General features: G+C 51.8%; 14 protein-coding genes and 1 pseudogene. 10 read left to right on the plus strand and 5 right to left on the minus strand.

Features of this window, described 5'->3' with window-relative positions:
- Nucleotides 1-22: 22 nt before the first annotated feature.
- The 5 genes and pseudogenes from gloB to dapF form a co-directional block, all read right to left on the minus strand.
- Complete coding sequence (gene gloB, locus K1X45_RS09895; RefSeq protein WP_220158717.1) at nucleotides 23-787, minus strand: hydroxyacylglutathione hydrolase; 765 nt, start codon at nucleotides 785-787, stop codon at nucleotides 23-25.
- 15 nt (nucleotides 788-802) lie between these two features.
- Nucleotides 803-1,477 (minus strand): septation protein A, encoded by a 675-nt coding sequence (locus tag K1X45_RS09900; RefSeq protein ID WP_022712285.1) that lies wholly within the window; start codon nucleotides 1,475-1,477, stop codon nucleotides 803-805.
- Nucleotides 1,474-2,481, minus strand: a pseudogene (gene ftsY / locus K1X45_RS09905) (signal recognition particle-docking protein FtsY); the annotation flags it as partial. The gene K1X45_RS09900 and the pseudogene ftsY, both read right to left, overlap by 4 nt.
- 451 nt (nucleotides 2,482-2,932) lie before the next feature.
- Nucleotides 2,933-4,213, minus strand: a complete 1,281-nt coding sequence (mtaB, locus tag K1X45_RS09910; RefSeq protein ID WP_220158719.1) for a tRNA (N(6)-L-threonylcarbamoyladenosine(37)-C(2))-methylthiotransferase MtaB — start codon at nucleotides 4,211-4,213, stop codon at nucleotides 2,933-2,935.
- Between the two features lie 2 nt (nucleotides 4,214-4,215).
- Nucleotides 4,216-5,100, minus strand: a complete 885-nt coding sequence (gene dapF / locus K1X45_RS09915) for a diaminopimelate epimerase (RefSeq protein WP_220158720.1) — start codon at nucleotides 5,098-5,100, stop codon at nucleotides 4,216-4,218.
- A gap of 568 nt (nucleotides 5,101-5,668) precedes the next feature.
- On the opposite strand from dapF, the gene K1X45_RS09920 reads away from it, so the two are divergent.
- The 10 genes from K1X45_RS09920 (at nucleotide 5,669) to lpdA (ending at nucleotide 18,674) form a co-directional block, all read left to right on the plus strand.
- Complete coding sequence (locus tag K1X45_RS09920) at nucleotides 5,669-6,211, plus strand: protease inhibitor Inh/omp19 family protein (protein WP_028233952.1); 543 nt, start codon at nucleotides 5,669-5,671, stop codon at nucleotides 6,209-6,211.
- Between the two features lie 96 nt (nucleotides 6,212-6,307).
- The gene (gene zapE / locus K1X45_RS09925; protein ID WP_220158721.1) at nucleotides 6,308-7,492 is read left to right on the plus strand and encodes a cell division protein ZapE; all 1,185 of its coding nucleotides are present in this window, start codon (nucleotides 6,308-6,310) and stop codon (nucleotides 7,490-7,492) included.
- Between the two features lie 439 nt (nucleotides 7,493-7,931).
- Nucleotides 7,932-8,894, plus strand: coding sequence for a malate dehydrogenase (gene mdh, locus K1X45_RS09930; RefSeq protein ID WP_022712278.1), 963 nt, complete (start codon nucleotides 7,932-7,934; stop codon nucleotides 8,892-8,894).
- A 152-nt stretch (nucleotides 8,895-9,046) separates the two neighbouring features.
- Nucleotides 9,047-10,243, plus strand: a complete 1,197-nt coding sequence (sucC, locus tag K1X45_RS09935; protein WP_022712277.1) for an ADP-forming succinate--CoA ligase subunit beta — start codon at nucleotides 9,047-9,049, stop codon at nucleotides 10,241-10,243.
- A 3-nt stretch (nucleotides 10,244-10,246) separates the two neighbouring features.
- A complete protein-coding gene (gene sucD / locus K1X45_RS09940) occupies nucleotides 10,247-11,149 on the plus strand; it encodes a succinate--CoA ligase subunit alpha (protein WP_022712276.1) in 903 nt (300 codons plus the stop codon).
- 390 nt (nucleotides 11,150-11,539) lie between these two features.
- Entirely contained in the window at nucleotides 11,540-14,536 is a 2,997-nt protein-coding gene (locus K1X45_RS09945) for a 2-oxoglutarate dehydrogenase E1 component (RefSeq protein WP_151158859.1), read from the plus strand.
- A 79-nt stretch (nucleotides 14,537-14,615) separates the two neighbouring features.
- Entirely contained in the window at nucleotides 14,616-15,839 is a 1,224-nt protein-coding gene (gene odhB, locus K1X45_RS09950) for a 2-oxoglutarate dehydrogenase complex dihydrolipoyllysine-residue succinyltransferase (RefSeq protein ID WP_220158722.1), read from the plus strand.
- A gap of 99 nt (nucleotides 15,840-15,938) precedes the next feature.
- Nucleotides 15,939-16,598: a LysE family translocator gene (locus K1X45_RS09955; protein WP_116088617.1), complete on the plus strand. Its 660-nt coding sequence runs from the start codon at nucleotides 15,939-15,941 to the stop codon at nucleotides 16,596-16,598.
- A gap of 63 nt (nucleotides 16,599-16,661) precedes the next feature.
- A complete protein-coding gene (locus K1X45_RS09960) occupies nucleotides 16,662-17,195 on the plus strand; it encodes a hypothetical protein (protein WP_370627015.1) in 534 nt (177 codons plus the stop codon).
- 72 nt (nucleotides 17,196-17,267) lie between these two features.
- A complete protein-coding gene (lpdA, locus tag K1X45_RS09965; protein WP_220158723.1) occupies nucleotides 17,268-18,674 on the plus strand; it encodes a dihydrolipoyl dehydrogenase in 1,407 nt (468 codons plus the stop codon).
- The last annotated feature ends 112 nt before the right edge of the window (nucleotides 18,675-18,786 follow it).

Genomic DNA, 18,786 nt, shown 5'->3' on the forward strand with positions numbered 1-18,786 from the left:
CCTTTGCCTCAAACGGCTTTTGTCAAAAATGATCTTTGCGTTTACGCAGTTCCGCAAAAACCTGCAACTCGCTGGCATCTTCCATCCCAAGCTGTTTGCGTACTGCACTGTCATGCACGCGCAAGAACGGATTGGTGGCCATTTCCAGCCCGATACTGGTCGGCAGGGTCGGCAGACCTTCTGCCCGCAGCCGTTCAATCTCACGACCGCGCTCTTTCAGTGCCGGATTGGTACCGTCAACATCGAGCGCAAAACGCAGATTATTCAGCGTATATTCGTGCCCGCAATAGACTTTTGTATCAACCGGCAGCAAAGCCAGCTTTTGCAGCGATGCATACATATCTGCCGGTGTGCCTTCAAACAGACGTCCGCAACCCAGTGCAAATAATGTATCGCCGGTAAAAGCAACTTTTGCCTGCGGCAGATAATAGCTCACCTCTCCGGCCGTATGACCGGGTGTAGAAATTACCTGCACTTCAAACGAGCCGAACTGAAACTTGTCACCGTCTTTCACACCGCGATCCACACCCGGAATTTTTTCCGCTGCGGGTCCTGTGATCTGCGCACCATAGATGCGTTTCAATGCTTCATTCGCATCGACATGATCGAGATGATGATGGGTCGTAAAAATATAATCGAGTTTCCAGCCGCGACGCGCCAAAGCCGAACGGATTGCCAGTTCTTCCGGCGCATCAATTGATGCTGTCAGCCCCGTTTCCGGATCATGAATCAGAACGCCGAAATTATCTTCGCGACAATAAAACTGTTCAATTTCAAGACGAGCCATCCGTTTTGCTCCCGATTATTTTTTATCCGCTGATGCTGCGTCATCTTCTGTGCCCCACGGCACCAGAGAATGTTTTTTAATCAATGGCAGCTGGAACATTGTAAAAGCAATGGTCAGCGGCATGACGCCCCACACTTTGAATGTGACCCATGTATCGGTCGGGAAATTCCGCCATACAACTTCATTAATCACAGCCAGCACGAAGAAAAACAAACCCCAGCGCAATGTCAGCTTACGCCAGCCTTCGGCATCCAGCTTGAAAGCCTGATCGAAGACATAGCCGAGCAAAGCTTTGCCAAACAGCAGACCACCCAGCAAAATCGCACCGAACAGGCTGTTAACAATGGTTGGTTTCATTTTTATGAAAGTATCATTGTGCAGCCACAGCGTCAGCGCACCGAAAACCAGCACCACAATACCCGAAACCAGCGGCATGATCGGTAAGCTGCGTGTCATGATCCATGATACAACCAGCGCAATCACCGTAGCGGCCATAAACAAGGCCGTTGCAATGAAAATCGGCTGACCGATCTGTGCCAGAACCGGAAAACGCTCAACCAGCCACTCACCGCGCGAATTGGCAAAAAAGAACACCAGCAAAGGCCCGAGTTCCAGCGCCAGCTTTAACAGCGGCGGCACTTCCTTGCGCTGCGGGTCAGACGGATCGCGCTCAAAAATATGATCGTTCATCGTGCTTCTCCTGCAATCGCTCCGGCAAAATCCTGCGCCGTAAACGGCTCAAGATCATCAATCTGCTCACCGACACCAACAAAATAGACCGGCAATTTATGTTTGGCGGCAATCGCCACCAGAATACCACCACGTGCAGAACCGTCGAGCTTGGTCATCACCAAGCCGTTCACACCGGCAATATTCTTGAAAATCTCTACCTGATTAAGCGCATTCTGACCGGTAGTGGCATCCAGCGTCTGCAACACTGTATGCGGGGCTTGCCCGTCATGTTTACCAAGCACGCGCACGATCTTCGCAAGCTCATCCATCAGCTCGGCTTTGTTCTGCAAGCGCCCTGCCGTATCAATAATCAGCACATCGCTGCCGGAATCTTTGGCCTGCTGCCATGCATCATATGCCAGACCCGCAGCATCAGCGCCAAGCTTGGAGGAGACGACCGGCGAGCCGGTGCGCTCGCCCCAGATATGCAATTGCTCAATCGCTGCCGCACGGAATGTATCACCCGCGGCAAGCATCACTTTCAATCCGCCTGCGGTCAGCTTTGCCGCCAGCTTGCCGATTGTTGTGGTTTTACCTGTGCCATTAACGCCAACCACAAGAATAACATGCGGCTTGTGCGACAGATCAAGCTCAAGGGGTTTTGCCACCGGCACCAGCACTTTTTCAATCTCGGAGCGCATAATGCGGCGTACTTCATCGGTCGAAATATCTTTGCCATAACGACCCGAAGACAGGCTGTCCGTGATACGCATCGCGGTTTCCAGACCAAGATCGGCCTGAATCAGCACATCTTCCAGTTCCTGAAGTGTGTCTTCATCCAGTTTGCGCTTGGTGAAAATGCCGCCGATGGAATCGCCCAACTGCTGTGAAGAGCGCGACAGACCACTGCGCAGCCGCTCAAACCATGACAGTTTTTTTTCCGGCTCAGCTTCGACAACAACCGGTTCCTGTTTTGCTTCAACCGCTTTGCTGACTGTCACTTTCACCGGTTTTGGCGCAGGAACCACTTCCGCATCAGCATCGGTAATTTCAGGCTCGGTTTCAGGATAGACCGGTATCAGTTCAATCGTTGCCGGATCAGCGATGACCGGCTGGGAAAGCAGTTCCTCAACCTTTTCCAGAAAAGTCTCGTGAGGCGGCTCTTCCGCCTGCGGTTTCTCTTCAAGGTCGGTCTCATCCGGCTCCGGCGTGTCATAAACCGGTGTCAGTTCAATCGTCGCCGGATCAGCGATGACCGGCTGGGAAAGCAGGTCTTCGATCTTTTCCAGCACAGTCTCATGATGCGGTTCAACAGGCGTGTGTTCTGCTGCAACCGGTGCGCCCTCTTCCGCTAAAGGCGACAGGACTTCCTCTGACGGAGCGGAAGATGCCTCTTCCTTTTTGCCGAAAGAAAAAATCTTTTTTATAAAACCCATAGCCATGAATACAGCGCTTCTTATTTTCGAATGATAATCAGATATTTTGCGGAACAGCCAGCAGCTTGTCCCCATCATGACCGGAGATCACGCGGCTGACAATCTGTCCTGCTGTCAGATTCTGTGTATCCAGCCCAGTCAGTGTAAAGCCTTCAGTCCGGCCTAAGCCATCACGTTCTACCAGAATATTCTGCACGGTGCCTTTGAGGCTTTCCAGATGCAGGCGATAAGCCGCATCACCGGCAACACGCAGACGGGCAGCACGCTCCTTGATCACCTCACGACGCAATTGCGGCATGCGTGCGGCAGGCGTGCCTTCACGCGGACTGTAAGGGAAAACATGCAAATGGCTGAGGCCGCATTCTTCGACAATACGGATAGAATTCTGAAACATCTCTTCCGTCTCGGTCGGGAAACCGGCGATAATATCCGCACCAAACACTGCATCCGGTCGCAATTTGCGCACATCCTCGCAGAAGCGGATGGAGTCATCACGCAAATGACGGCGTTTCATCCGCTTGAGGATCATATTATCCCCTGACTGCAATGAGAGATGCAGATGCGGCATCAGGCGCTTTTCATTGGCCAGTGCTTCCATCAGGTCTTCATCCGCCTCAATCGAGTCGATCGAAGACAAACGCAAACGCTGCAAATCCGGCACCTGAAACAAAACGGTTTTCACCAATTTGCCAAGGCGTAAATTGCCCGGCAGATCAGGCCCGTAGGAGGTCATGTCCACGCCGGTCAGCACTACCTCCGCATAGCCGTTACCGACCAGTCGTTTGACCTGCTCCACCACGCCGCCCATCGGGACAGAGCGGGAATTGCCGCGGCCATAAGGAATAATGCAGAAAGTACAGCGATGATCGCAGCCATTCTGCACCTGCACAAAAGCACGGGCACGGCCTTCAATCGCGTCCACCATATGGCTGGCGGTTTCGCGCACTTCCATAATATCGTTGACGCGCACCTTCTCGAACTGGTTCACACCAAAATCCGGCAACATGCGATAAGAATTGGATTTCAGCTTTTCTTCATTGCCGAGAACCAGATCAACCTCGTCCATCGCCGCAAAATCATCGGCACCGGTCTGCGCTGCACAACCGGTTACGATAATACGGGCTTCCGGATTATCCCGACGTGCTTTTCGAATGGCTTGGCGTGCCTGACGCACTGCTTCCGCTGTAACTGCACAAGTGTTGAAAATAATCGCGCCGTTTTCCAATGTGCCGAGACCGGCCTCATCAGCTTCGCGTTTCATCACTTCGGATTCATAAGTATTCAGCCGGCAGCCGAATGTTACAACCTCAACCGCCATAATCAGGCACCTTCCGCTTTTGTGTCTTTTGCCCAAAGACCTGTTGCCGGATCAAACTGCCCCGAAAACTCCCATTCAGCCGGTCCCGTCATTAAAACATGATCGTCATCGCGCCAATCGATCTGCAACGGCCCGCCCGGTACAATGACTTTTACATTGCGCCCCGTACGACGTGTGCGTGCCGCCGATACACCAGCGGCACAGGCAGCAGAGCCGCAAGCCCGCGTCAATCCGACACCACGCTCCCAGGTGCGGATTGTCAGTTCGTCTTTGCCTGTAACCTGCGCGATTGAAATATTCGCCTTTTCCGGAAAGATCGGATGATTTTCCAGCAATGGGCCGAACTTATCCAGCTCATAGGACCAGACATCCTGATCCACCCAGAAAATCGCATGGGGATTGCCCATCGAAGCCACAGACGGCGAATGCAGCACCGGTGCATCAATCGGCCCGATCTGCAATTCGATCATGCGGGTATCACGAAATTCTTCTGCAAGCGGAATAGCCTGCCATTCGAAACGTGGCTTGCCCATATCCACACGGATCTGGCCGTCCGGCAGTTCCTCGGCCAGCAATAGTCCTGCCAGTGTTTCAAATGTGAATTGTGATTTGCCGGTTTCCGCCGCAAGTGCCTGCACCACACAGCGTGTGCCATTGCCGCAAGCCTGCGCTTCACTGCCATCGCAATTGATAATGCGGATATAATAATCCGTACCCGCCGTTTTCGGATCATGGATCGCCATGATCTGGTCAAAACCGGTCGCAGCATCAGCATTCAGTGCGCGCGCGGCATCAGGCGTGATCCGGTCATTCCGGCCGCGCATATCCGCCACAATAATTTTATTGCCAAGGCCATTCATTTTGGCAAAAGCAGCATCAACTGACATAGCTACAGACATAGTTTCACAATTATAAAATATATTCCGGTTACAGCATATCAGCAGCCTTAATGCGGAACATCGACAAAATTCGGTTCGCAGAGATACGAAAAACAGGCAGCATCCGGAGATTTTGCCTGAAAGCACATCCTGAAAGCGCTTCACACTTTGCGCAAGGCACTCCGGATATACATTTACAGGCCTATATGGCGGAACTTCTCTCAAATTGCCAGTATATGTGCCAATGATTCGAAAAGCAGTGATGCGTTTTTGTCTGAATCTGCCGTAGAAGACCGATCACACCTTGGCCTGCCGGTAAAATATGTTTATCTTTAAAACATAATCTGCTCAAATTTTGCTGCCAGACAGGCTTTCACATTGTCAGGCCATAACCTGTCAGATTAAAACAAGGCTGAAGCCGTAAAATCGTGCAATCCTACTTATTTCCCTTTTGTTCAATGATTCCTTTTGATTACAAAATGGTCTAAAGTGCAGCGGATTTTGCCTCAATATTGACCTGAGGACGGAACTGTTTCAAAGATTCCGCTTCGGAAACCACACTATCAAGGAGATGGGTATGGGAGTTTCTAAGATTGGCCTGCTCGGACTTGCAGCTGCCACCATTCTCGCCGGTTGCCAGAGTTCGCGTTTTGACAATATGGCCAGCAACACTCCCCCGCAGGCACAGCCTGCTCCTTTGCGCCCTGCTCCGACGACATCGGTTCAGTCCGGATCGCTGAATGATGTGAATGCATCGCAGTTTCCGGCCAATCCGAATGATATGAATTCACAGCCGCAGGGCAATACACAGGTTGCCAGCCTGCCGCCTGCATCTTCCGTAGACCTGACACCGGGCAAAGTTGCCGGTGTGTGGAATGCATCGCTTGCCGGCCAGAGCTGTAAAGTTGCCACCCCGCAGACCAAATTCGGTCAGGGTTACCGCGCGGGTCCGCTGCGTTGCCCGGGTGAACTCGCCAATCTGTCCTCATGGTCGGTCAACGGCAAGCAGCTGGTTCTCTATGATGCAAATGGCGGCACAGTTGCTTCGCTCTATTCGTCTGCTGACGGCCGCTTTGACGGTCAGACTTCCGGCGGCCAGCCGATCAGCCTGTCCCGCTAAAAACTTGCTGACATTATAGAATTATAAAAGCTGCAGACACAATCTGCGGCTTTTCATTTATAGAACAGCGCCTGAATGAGCCTGAATGAGGTTGTCATGTCTTTCAATGAAACGCTGAAAGCCTATCCGTCCGTATCAGAACGCTACGACTCTCTGGCCACGGCCGGAGATATTGAAGCAGACCCGCAGCAGCAAATTCTGGCAAAGCGCTTTGATGCTTTGATCGATGCGATTTGCAGCAAACGCCTTTCACGCAAATCCAGTGCTTTGGGCTGGCTGTTCGGCAAATCCAAAAAAGTGGCTGAGCCGATCAAGGGCTTATATATTCATGGTGAAGTCGGCCGCGGCAAGACCATGCTGATGGATATGTTCTTTGAATTGCTGCCGGTTGAACGCAAACGCCGTGCGCATTTCAATGATTTCATGGCCGATGTGCATGAGCGCATTCACGCTCACCGTCAGGCTTTCAAGAAAGGCGAAACCAAACAGGAAGACCCGATCCCGCCGGTTGCAGAAGCACTGGAAAAACAGGCATGGGTTCTGTGCTTTGATGAATTTACCGTCACAGATATTGCCGATGCGATGATCCTGTCGCGTTTGTTCTCAGCGCTGTTCGAGCGTAGCGTGGTGCTGGTTGCCACATCCAATGTGGCACCGGACAATCTCTATCCGAATGGTCTCAACCGTCAGCTGTTCCTGCCTTTTGTCAGCATTCTCAAAACCCGTGTGGATGTAATCAATCTGGATTCGCGCACCGATTACCGTCTTGAAAAGCTTGACCGTCAACCGGTCTATCTCACCCCGCTCGGGCTCAAAACAGATGCCAGAATGGATGAGGCATGGCATAGTCTGACGGAAGGCGGGCTTGAGACAGCAGAGATTATCAAGGTCAAAGGTCGCAACATTCATCTGAACCGCACTGTCGGCAAAGCCGTGCGTGTGACTTTTGATGAACTTTGCGCCAAACCACTGGCTGCCGCAGACTATCTGGCGATCATGGCGCGTTTCCGCACTATGTTTATCGATCATGTGCCGGTGCTGGATCTTGCTAAGAGAAATGAAGCCAAACGTTTCATTCTGCTGGTGGATACACTTTACGACCAGCGCGCCCGTGTTATCATCTCTGCCGCAGCGACACCCGACAAACTCTATAGTGCCTCCAGCGGCACAGAAGCTTTTGAATTTGACCGTACCGCATCGCGTCTTTTTGAGATGCAGAGTGCGGAATATCTAGAAGCATTTGAGACAAATGAATCAGCTGCAATACGGGCAACAGCCTGAGTAACATGTGAAACACAGGCCTATTCTCTGATCGTCACTATTTTGTGACGATCATGGCCTAATTTATGCCAATCAGGGGAATCATAAGAGCATTTATGATTCATCAAATAAGCATTCCGCAATCGGGCTGACTGTAAGCCATTCTGAACAAACAAAAATCAGCTGTAAGCGGACAAAAATTCCGGTAAAATTCCTTTCCCTGATTTCATGATATGAAACAGGAAAAACTTCGGCTTTTGTCAAAAACGACTTACGTTTACGTAAGAACATATTTAGCTAAACGATTGAAATCTTTAAATACAAAATTATTAGTTGAGTTATTTTGAAAACGGGCATATCGACCATACAGCGTAATGGCCTCTGCGGGCGTAACCGATCGGAAAGCTCAAGCAGAGGTAAAGCTGTTTTAGTTAGATTTTAGATCAGGGAAGTAACCAGCATGGCTCGCAATAAGATTGCTCTCATCGGTTCAGGCATGATCGGCGGAACGCTCGCCCATATGGCCGGTCTCAAAGAGCTCGGTGACATTGTGTTGTTCGATATCGCCGAAGGTATCCCGCAGGGCAAAGGCCTCGATATCGCGGAATCCTCACCGGTTGACGGTTTCGATGCCAAGTTCACCGGTGCCAATGACTATGCCGCCATCGAAGGCGCAGATGTTGTTATCGTTACCGCCGGTGTGCCGCGCAAGCCGGGCATGAGCCGCGATGACCTGCTGGGCATCAATCTGAAAGTCATGGAACAGGTCGGCGCCGGTATTGCCAAATACGCCCCTGATGCTTTCGTGATCTGCATCACCAACCCGCTTGATGCGATGGTTTGGGCTCTGCAGAAATTCTCCGGTCTGCCGGCAAACAAAGTTGTCGGTATGGCTGGCGTGCTTGATAGCGCCCGTTTCCGCTACTTCCTCGCTGAAGAATTCAACGTTTCCGTTGAAGACGTCACCGCATTCGTTCTCGGCGGTCACGGCGATACTATGGTTCCTTCCAGCCGCTATTCGACCGTTGCCGGTATTCCTCTGCCGGATCTGGTCAAAATGGGCTGGACCACACAGGACAAGCTCGACAAGATCATTCAGCGCACCCGCGACGGCGGTGCTGAAATCGTTGGTCTGCTGAAAACCGGTTCTGCTTATTATGCACCGGCTTCTTCCGCTATCCAGATGGCTGAATCCTACCTCAAGGATAAGCGCCGCGTTCTTCCGGTTGCAGCTCAGCTGACCGGCCAGTACGGCGTGAAAGACATGTATGTCGGCGTACCGACCATTATCGGTGCGAACGGCGTTGAACAGGTTATCGAAATCCAGCTCGACAAAGAAGAACAGGCCGCATTTGAGAAATCAGTTGCTGCAGTTCAGGGTCTTTGCGACGCCTGCATCGCGATTGCACCAAATCTGAAATAAGCTCCCTTATTCAAGTTCTGGGATGTTTCGGGGCGCTTTTCCCAAAGTGGCCCCGAACTGGTCTCTGGAACTTCATATAAAAATCACGAAGCCTGTCTATCAACACAAGTTGAAACAACAGGTTTCAGGAGCGCCCTTAAAAGGACAACCAGATGAATATTCACGAATATCAGGCTAAGCGCCTGCTCCACTCCTACGGCGCACCGATTGCCAACGGCGTGGCTGTTTACTCCGCTGAACAGGCTGAAGAATGGGCAAAGACCCTTCCTGGCCCGCTTTATGTGGTCAAGAGCCAGATCCATGCCGGCGGCCGCGGTAAAGGTAAGTTCAAAGAACTGCCAGCCGATGCTAAAGGCGGCGTGCGTCTTGCCAAATCCATCGAAGAAGTTGTTGCGAACGTTAAAGAAATGCTCGGCAACACTCTGGTGACCAAGCAGACCGGTCCTGCCGGTAAGCAGGTAAACCGTCTTTACATCGAAGATGGTGCGGACATCGACCGCGAACTGTATCTCTCCCTGCTGATCGACCGCTCCGTCGGCCGTCCGGCTTTCGTTGTTTCCACCGAAGGCGGAATGGACATCGAAGCTGTTGCGGAAGAAACACCGGAAAAGATCATCAATGTTGCAATCGATCCTGCCAAAGGCGTGACCGATGAAGACAATGCCAAGCTTGCCGATGCTCTGAAGCTCGAAGGCGAAGCCCGTGAAGACGCTCTGAAGCTGTTCCCGATCCTCTACAAAGCTTTTGTTGAAAAAGACATGAGCCTTCTGGAGATCAACCCGCTGATCGTCATGACCAATGGTCGTGTACGCGTGCTGGATGCCAAAGTATCCTTCGACGGCAATGCTCTGTTCCGTCATCCTGACATTCAGGAACTGCGCGATCTGTCGGAAGAAGACGAAAAAGAAATCGAAGCTTCCAAGCATGATCTGGCCTATGTTGCCCTCGACGGTAATATCGGCTGCATGGTCAATGGTGCCGGTCTTGCTATGGCAACCATGGACATCATCAAGCTTTACGGCGCAGAACCGGCAAACTTCCTCGATGTTGGCGGCGGCGCTACCAAAGAAAAAGTAACAGCTGCATTCAAGATCATCACTGCTGATCCGGCTGTTGAAGGTATTCTCGTGAACATCTTCGGCGGCATCATGAAATGCGACGTTATCGCTGAAGGCGTGATCGCTGCTGTTAAAGAAGTTGGCCTTAAAGTTCCTCTGGTCGTTCGTCTCGAAGGCACCAATGTTGAGCTCGGCAAGAAAATCATCAACGAGAGCGGCCTGAATGTTATTTCAGCTGACGATCTCGACGATGCAGCACAGAAAATCGTTGCTGCAGTGAAGGGAAATTGATCCATGTCTATTCTTGTAAACAAGGACACCAAGATTCTCGTTCAGGGTCTGACCGGTAAGACAGGTACTTTCCACACTGAACAGGCTCTTGCCTATTACGGCACCCAGATGGTCGGCGGTATCCACCCTAAAAAGGGCGGCGAAACCTGGACAGGCTCCAAGGGCGAAAACCTGCCGATTTTTGCAACTGTTGCTGAAGCTAAAGAACGTACCGGTGCAGATGCATCCGTAATCTACGTTCCGCCTGCAGGTGCAGCTGATGCCATCATCGAAGCAATCGAAGCTGAAGTCGGCTTCATCGTCTGCATCACCGAAGGTATTCCGGTTATGGACATGGTACGCGTGAAAGAACGTCTGGAACGTTCAAAATCACGCCTGCTCGGCCCTAACTGCCCGGGCATCCTGACCCCTGAAGAATGCAAAATCGGCATTATGCCAGGCAACATCTTCAAAAAAGGTTCGGTCGGCGTTGTTTCCCGTTCCGGTACACTGACTTACGAAGCTGTGTTCCAGACCTCCAATGAAGGCCTCGGCCAGACAACCGCTGTTGGTATCGGCGGCGATCCGGTTAAAGGCACAGAATTCATCGACGTGCTGGAAATGTTCCTCGCAGACGACAACACCAAGTCGATCGTTATGATCGGTGAAATCGGTGGTTCGGCTGAAGAAGAAGCAGCTCAGTTCCTCAAAGACGAAGCCAAGCGCGGCCGTAAGAAGCCAATGGTTGGCTTTATCGCCGGTCGTACTGCTCCGGAAGGCCGCACCATGGGTCATGCCGGTGCTGTTATCTCCGGCGGCAAGGGCGGCGCTGAAGACAAGATTGCAGCTATGGAAGAAGCCGGTATCCGCGTTTCCCCATCCCCTGCACAGCTCGGCAAGACTCTTGTTGAAGTTCTCAAAGGCTAATTGCCTTTGGGCTGAGGTGCTCAAGGGCTAATCCCTTGGAACTCTGACAATATTGGCAGTCGCTGATAGCGACTGCCTCTAAAAAGCCCGGTTCGTGGCCCATGGCACGCCTCAAGCCCCGAACCGGGTTCACTAGAGCATTTCACAGTCAAGTTGGATCAACTTGACGCCCGTGATAATGCGGCAAACTAAAGAATCTAGAGCGAGCCTTGTGATCCAATTTGGACGTAAACCGCTCTAAACTAAAACTTATGCCCGTTTCTGTTGGAAATCAGTACAAACGCACTATTTCTCAGAACAGAGACAACAGACCAGCAACTTAAAACGGGACCGGAAGATTTTCCGGTATGGCCGGTATAAGGAGACGGAGTGGATACTCCGGCAAGGACAATGGCACGGCAAGAAGAAGCCAATGACGTTTTCGCCCTGACCTCGTTTCTCTATGGCGGCAATGCCGACTATATTGAGGAGCTCTATGCTGCATATGAAACCGATCCGAATTCGGTCAATGCAGAATGGCGCGATTTTTTCGCAAATCTCGGTGACAATCCGAAAGATGTGATTGAAAATGCCCGCGGTGCATCCTGGGAAAAAAGCAGCTGGCCTGTGACGCCGAAAGATGAGCTGACCAATGCTCTCGACGGCAACTGGGCAGATGTTGAAAAACATATGACAGACAAGCTGAAAGGCAAAGGCGGCAAAGCTGTTGCTGCTGCACCGGCTCTGTCTGAAGCAGAAATTACACAGGCAGCACGTGACAGTGTTCGCGCGATCATGATGATCCGCGCTTACCGTATGCGCGGCCACCTACATGCCAATCTCGATCCGCTCGGTCTTTCCGAAAAGCCGAATGATCATAATGAACTGGCTCCGGAAAATTACGGTTTCACACCGGCTGATTTTGACCGCAAAATCTTCATCGACAACGTGCTCGGCCTCGAATATGCGACCGTTCGCGAAATGCTCGATATCCTGAAGCGCACCTATTGCTCGACAATCGGCTTTGAATTCATGCACATTTCTGATCCGGCTGAAAAAGCCTGGCTTCAGGAGCGCATCGAAGGCGCCAATAAGAGCATTGCTTTCACACCGGAAGGTAAGAAAGCCATCATGTCCAAACTGATCGAAGCTGAAGGCTTTGAACAGTTTATCGACGTGAAATACAAAGGCACCAAGCGCTTTGGTCTCGACGGCGGCGAATCCCTGATCCCTGCCCTTGAACAGATCGTCAAACGCGGCGGTTCCATGGGCGTTAAAGAAATCATTTTCGGCATGGCTCACCGTGGCCGTCTGAACGTGCTTTCTCAGGTTATGGGCAAACCGCACCGCGCTATTTTCCACGAATTCAAAGGCGGCTCCTATGCGCCGGATGATGTGGAAGGTTCAGGCGACGTTAAATACCATCTGGGTGCGTCTTCGGATCGCGAATTTGACGGTAACTCCGTTCACCTGTCGCTGACAGCCAACCCTTCGCATCTGGAAATCGTTAATCCGGTTGTTATGGGTAAAGCCCGCGCCAAGCAGGATCTGCTGGCTGGTCGTACCCGTGATGAAATCGTGCCATTGACTGAACGCGCTAAAGTCATGCCGCTGCTGCTGCATGGTGATGCGGCATTTGCCGGTCAGGGCGTTGTTGCTGAGTGCCTCGGCCTGTCGGGTCTGCGCGGTCACCGCGTTGCCGGTACAGTTCACTTCATCATCAATAACCAGATCGGTTTCACCACCAATCCGGCCTTCTCCCGTTCTTCGCCATATCCTTCCGATGTAGCGAAAATGATTGAAGCCCCGATTTTCCACGTCAATGGTGATGATCCGGAAGCTGTTGTCTTCGCTGCAAAGGTTGCAACCGAATTCCGCCAGACCTTCCATAAGCCGGTTGTTGTGGACATGTTCTGCTACCGCCGCTTCGGTCACAACGAAGGCGACGAGCCTGCGTTCACACAACCATTGATGTACAAAGAAATTCGCAAGCACAAAACCACTGTACAGCTCTACAGTGAAAAGCTGATCGGCGAAGGTCTTCTGACACAGGCTGACATCGACCAGATGAAAGCTGACTGGCGCGACAAGCTGGAAACAGAATTCGAAGCCGGCCAGAACTACAAGCCGAATAAAGCCGACTGGCTCGACGGTGCATGGGCAGGTCTGCGTACAGCTGACAATGCCGATGAACAGCGTCGCGGGAAAACCGGCGTACCGGCGAAAACCCTCAAGGAAATCGGTAAGAAACTTTCCGAAACCCCTGAAGGCTTCAACGTACACCGCACCATTCAGCGGTTCCTCGACAATCGCTCGAAGATGATCGACAGCGGTGAAGGCATTGACTGGGCAACTGCTGAATCGCTGGCATTCGGTTCGCTGTCTCTGGAAGGTCACCCGATCCGTTTCTCCGGTCAGGACGTGGAACGCGGTACATTCTCGCAGCGCCACACTGTTCTTTACGATCAGGAAAATCAGAGCCGCTATATCCCTCTGAATAATCTTCAGAAGGGTCAGGCGATCTACGAAGCCATCAACTCGATGCTTTCGGAAGAAGCTGTGCTCGGTTACGAATATGGCTACTCGCTGACAGATCCGCGCGCACTCGTGCTGTGGGAAGCCCAGTTCGGTGACTTCGCCAACGGTGCTCAGGTTGTATTCGACCAGTTCATCTCTTCAGGTGAACGCAAATGGCTGCGTATGTCCGGTCTCGTCTGTCTTCTGCCGCACGGCTATGAAGGTCAGGGTCCTGAACATTCGTCAGCACGTCTGGAACGTTATCTGCAGCTTTGCGCGGAAGATAATATGCAGGTTGCCAATGTTACGACACCGGCAAACTACTTCCACATTCTGCGTCGTCAGATGAAACGCGACTTCCGTAAGCCGCTGATCATGATGACACCGAAGTCCCTGCTGCGTCACAAGCGTGCGATTTCTTCCTTGAGTGAACTGTCCGGAGACAGCACATTCCACCGCCTGCTGTGGGATGATGCGCAATATCTCAAGGATCAGCCGATCAAGCTGCAGAAAGATGCCAAGATCCGTCGCGTTGTTCTCTGCTCCGGTAAAGTCTATTACGATCTTTACGAAGAGCGTGAAAAACGCGGTATCGACGATATCTACCTGCTGCGCGTTGAACAGCTTTATCCGTTCCCGGCAAAAGCTCTCATCAACGAACTGTCCCGTTTCCGCGGTGCAGAAATCGTCTGGTGTCAGGAAGAGCCGAAGAATATGGGCGCATGGTCGTTCATTGAACCTTATCTGGAATGGGTTCTGGCGCATATTGATGCGAAATATCCGCGTGCCCGCTATGCAGGCCGTCCGGCTGCCGCATCGCCTGCAACAGGTCTGATGTCCAAGCATCTTGAACAGCTCGCAGCCTTCCTTGAAGATGCGCTCGGTTCTTAAAATTTAAATTTCTGACCCGCTGATTTATCCTCAGCGGGTCGCCTATCATTCAGATTAAAGATCCAGGGAAGATAAAACCATGGCAACCGAAATCCGCGTTCCCACCCTCGGGGAATCCGTCACAGAGGCAACTATCGGCAAATGGCTCAAAAAAGTCGGCGACGCTATCGTTGCTGATGAACCATTGGTTGAACTGGAAACTGACAAGGTTTCTATTGAAGTTCCTGCGCCTGTTTCCGGCGTTCTGACAGAAATCACCGCTCAGGAAGGTGACAATGTTGGTCTCGATGCCCTGCTCGGCCAGATTGATGCATCGGGCGCAGCTGCTGCTCCCGCTGCAAAACCTGCTGCTGCTCCGGCACCAGCCGCTGCACCTGTAGCCGCTGCTGCTCCTGCTGCAACCGCTTCTTCCATGCCAGCCGCTCCTGCTGCTGCCAAGCTGATGGCTGAAGCCGGCCTGAACAGCGATCAGGTTGACGGTTCCGGCAAGCGTGGTCAGGTTCTCAAAGGCGATGTTCTTGCAGCGCTTGCAAAAGGCACTGCACCGGCTGCAGCCGCCGCCGCTCCAGTTGCTGCACGTCCTGCGTCCCCTGCCGGTGATGCACCACGCGAAGAACGCGTGAAAATGACCCGTCTGCGTCAGACCATTGCACGTCGTCTGAAAGATGCTCAGAACACTGCAGCCATGCTGACCACCTATAACGAAGTCGACATGTCGGCTGTTATGGATTTGCGTTCACGCTACAAAGATATCTTCGAGAAGAAGCACGGCGTTAAGCTCGGCTTCATGGGTTTCTTCACCAAAGCTGTGACCCATGCTCTGAAAGAAATCCCTGCTGTTAATGCCGAAATCGACGGTACAGACATCATCTACAAGAACTTTGCTCACGTCGGCGTTGCTGTCGGTACTGACAAGGGTCTCGTGGTTCCTGTTGTCCGTGATGCAGACCAGATGTCGATTGCTGAAATCGAAAAAGAAATCGGTCGTCTTGGTCGTGCGGCCCGTGACGGTCAGCTTTCCATGGCTGATATGCAGGGCGGCACCTTCACCATCTCCAATGGTGGTGTATACGGTTCCCTGATGTCTTCCCCGATCCTGAACGCACCGCAGTCCGGTATTCTCGGCATGCACAAAATTCAGGAACGTCCGGTTGTTGTCGGCGGTCAGATCGTTATCCGTCCGATGATGTATCTGGCTCTGTCCTACGATCACCGTATCGTAGACGGCAAAGAAGCTGTGACCTTCCTCGTTCGCGTGAAGGACAGTTTGGAAGATCCGGAACGTCTGGTTCTCGACCTGTAATAAACTGACTAAGAGCGCTGTCCCGCGACAGCGCTCTTTTCAACTGCATCTTTTCTGAGCCCTGCGGCTCTTTCTTTTTCTGATCTCACGGAGCCTCTCATGCAGTATGTGATCGAATTCACCGGTCTGATGGCGGTATTCGTGATCCTGCTCGTTGCACCCGGTGCGGATTTCGCACTGATTGTACGTCAGAGCATTGTGCATGGCCGCCGTGCAGCCTTCATCACCAGTCTTGGCATCGGCGCATCGCTGATGTTCCATATCTCCTATACGATCCTCGGTATCGGCCTGATCGTATCCCAGTCTCTGTTTCTGTTTTCGCTGATTAAATGGGCAGGTGCTGCCTATTTGTTTTATCTCGGCATCAAGGCGCTGCGCGAAAAACCGCTCAATGCAGCCGATGCAGATAAAATCATTCAGACAGACGGCGAAGCTGCTCAACCACAACAAAAGGCAATTTCGGCCAAGCGCTGCTTTACTATGGGTTTCATCACCAATGCGCTGAACCCGAAAGCTGTGTTGTTTTTCCTCTCCCTGTTCTCATCCCTTGTCAGCCATGAAACACCGGCTGCAATTCAGGGTATTTACGGGATTCTGATCGCAATCGTCGTCATCGGCTGGTTTGCAATTGTGACTTTGTTCTTTACGCTGGAACCCGTGCGGAAACGCTTTTTCGCGCTGGGTGCATGGTTTAATCGCGTGACCGGTATGGTATTTATCGGATTAGGAATTAAGCTGGCCAGTCAGCAAGCCCATTAGAACTACGGATCGAGCTTCAGGCCGATGCTGTAAATCAGAATTGACAAGCCCGGTGAGGGAACAATGCCTATCAAATCAGCCATTTTCAAAAAGACTATTGCCTGTCTCGCAAGCTGTACGATTCTGCTGACTGCCACTGCTGCTGCCTCAGCCGCCTGTATGCAGAACCGCGCCGCCTATTCCGACAAAGACCAGAATTACACACTGACTTTCAGCCCTGTTCAAAAAGATGATGAGCAGTCAGGCAACAGTTTCACCATCATTGCCAATGACAAACCTGAATTCAAATTACAGGGCACTGTGCAATGGACAGACGGTGCAGCCCGCCCGACAGCCATGATCACCTATAATTGTGCGGGTGACGATAATGCTGAAGATGAAATTGATGACTGCACAATCTGGCAGGGCGTAGTATATGCGCTTAAAGATGGTGCAGATGCAGAGTTTCTGCCCCGCAATGATGAACCGGCTGCCGCAGCAATTCTCCTGCCGGATTTTGTCAGTATGCTGGACAGTTATGATTTTGGAACGGCCAAACCGGCCGAGCCGCTGAGCTGGGAAGTGTTTCGCTTTAAAGCCTGCACACCCGAAGAATAAAAGATCGACCCTTGTCTTCATGCAGAAATCCCCTGCCTGAACGGACTTAAAAAGAGTTAAAAGGATTAAGCAATGTCTTATGATGTCGTTGTTATCGGTACCGGCCCTGGCGGTTATGTTGCAGCTATCAAAGCTGCCCAGCTCGGCCTGAAAGTTGCCGTTGTTGAAAAACGCAGCACTTTCGGCGGCACCTGCCTCAATGTCGGCTGTATCCCTTCAAAGGCATTGCTGCACGCTTCTGAAGTTTTTGCGGAAGCTGGTCATTCTTTCGACGCGCTCGGCGTTGAAGTCAGCGCACCAAAACTGAACCTCGAAAAAATGCTGGCGCACAAAGTAACAACTGTTAAAGCCAACACCAGCGGCGTTGAATTCCTGTTCAAGAAAAACAAGATCGAAGCTTTCACCGGTTTTGGTAAAGTTGTTGCTGCAGGTAAAGTTTCTGTCACTGCTGAAGACGGTTCTGTCAAAGAACTCGAAACCAAAAACATCATCATCGCCACCGGTTCCGATGTTGCCGGTATTCCGGGCGTTAATGTTGATATTGACGAAAAAGTCATTGTTTCTTCAACCGGCGCGCTGGAATTCACCAAAGTGCCTGAAACTCTGGTTGTTGTCGGCGGCGGCGTTATCGGTCTGGAACTCGGTTCCGTATGGTCGCGTCTGGGCTCACAAGTGACTGTTGTTGAATATCTCGACAAGATTCTCGGCGGCATGGACGGTGAAGTTTCCAAGCAGTTCCAGCGTATGCTGGCAAAACAGGGCATTGATTTCAAACTCAGCGCCAAAGTGACTGCAGTTGAAAAATCCGGCAATGGCGCCAAGGTGACTTTCGAGCCTGTTAAAGGCGGCGATGCAGTGACCCTTGAAGCTGAAGCCGTTCTGATTTCGACCGGCCGTCGTCCTTACACAGATGGTCTGGGTCTGGCTGAAGCCGGTGTTGCTGTTGATGAACGCGGCCGCGTTGCGATCAACGATCATTGGCAGACCAATGTTGCAGGCATTTATGCGATCGGTGACGTGGTTAAAGGCCCGATGCTTGCGCACAAAGCCGAAGATGAAGGCGTTGCCGTTGCAGAAATCATTGCCGGTCAGAAAGGCCACGTCAATTTTGATGTGATCCCGAGCGTTGTTTACACCCAGCCGGAAGTTGCTTCTGTCGGTAAAACCGAAGAAGAACTGAAAGCTGCCGGCATTGAATATAAAGTCGGCAAATTCCCGTTCACAGCCAACGGCCGTGCACGTGCTATGCAGCACACAGACGGTTTTGTGAAAATTCTGGCTGACAAAGCCACTGACAAAGTTCTGGGTGCGCATATCCTCGGCTACAATGCCGGCGAAATGATCCACGAACTGACCGTTCTGATGGAATTTGGCGGTTCTTCGGAAGATCTGGCCCGTACCTGCCACGCACATCCGACCATGTCGGAAGCTGTTCGTGAATCGGCAATGGCCACTTACGACAAGCCAATTCATATGTAATTGGTCAGATATAATCTGCGGATTATACAGAATGCGAGGCCCGGTTTTTACCGGGCCTTTTCTTTTTCATGTCGAATTTGGTTAGGCTTTATTGAGAATATCAGGGCACAAT

Source organism: Pseudochrobactrum sp. Wa41.01b-1 (assembly GCF_019464455.1).
Lineage (GTDB): Bacteria > Pseudomonadota > Alphaproteobacteria > Rhizobiales > Rhizobiaceae > Pseudochrobactrum > Pseudochrobactrum saccharolyticum.

Coding starts and splice junctions, on each gene's coding strand:
- K1X45_RS09955 (WP_116088617.1), top strand. CDS start 15,939: ATGCAGTATGTGATCGAATTCACCGGTCTGATGGCGGTATTCGTGATC.
- mdh (WP_022712278.1), top strand. CDS start 7,932: ATGGCTCGCAATAAGATTGCTCTCATCGGTTCAGGCATGATCGGCGGA.
- K1X45_RS09945 (WP_151158859.1), top strand. CDS start 11,540: ATGGCACGGCAAGAAGAAGCCAATGACGTTTTCGCCCTGACCTCGTTT.
- K1X45_RS09960 (WP_370627015.1), top strand. CDS start 16,662: ATGCCTATCAAATCAGCCATTTTCAAAAAGACTATTGCCTGTCTCGCA.
- dapF (WP_220158720.1), bottom strand. CDS start 5,100: ATGTCAGTTGATGCTGCTTTTGCCAAAATGAATGGCCTTGGCAATAAA.
- gloB (WP_220158717.1), bottom strand. CDS start 787: ATGGCTCGTCTTGAAATTGAACAGTTTTATTGTCGCGAAGATAATTTC.
- sucC (WP_022712277.1), top strand. CDS start 9,047: ATGAATATTCACGAATATCAGGCTAAGCGCCTGCTCCACTCCTACGGC.
- mtaB (WP_220158719.1), bottom strand. CDS start 4,213: ATGGCGGTTGAGGTTGTAACATTCGGCTGCCGGCTGAATACTTATGAA.
- K1X45_RS09900 (WP_022712285.1), bottom strand. CDS start 1,477: ATGAACGATCATATTTTTGAGCGCGATCCGTCTGACCCGCAGCGCAAG.
- zapE (WP_220158721.1), top strand. CDS start 6,308: ATGTCTTTCAATGAAACGCTGAAAGCCTATCCGTCCGTATCAGAACGC.
- odhB (WP_220158722.1), top strand. CDS start 14,616: ATGGCAACCGAAATCCGCGTTCCCACCCTCGGGGAATCCGTCACAGAG.
- sucD (WP_022712276.1), top strand. CDS start 10,247: ATGTCTATTCTTGTAAACAAGGACACCAAGATTCTCGTTCAGGGTCTG.
- lpdA (WP_220158723.1), top strand. CDS start 17,268: ATGTCTTATGATGTCGTTGTTATCGGTACCGGCCCTGGCGGTTATGTT.
- K1X45_RS09920 (WP_028233952.1), top strand. CDS start 5,669: ATGGGAGTTTCTAAGATTGGCCTGCTCGGACTTGCAGCTGCCACCATT.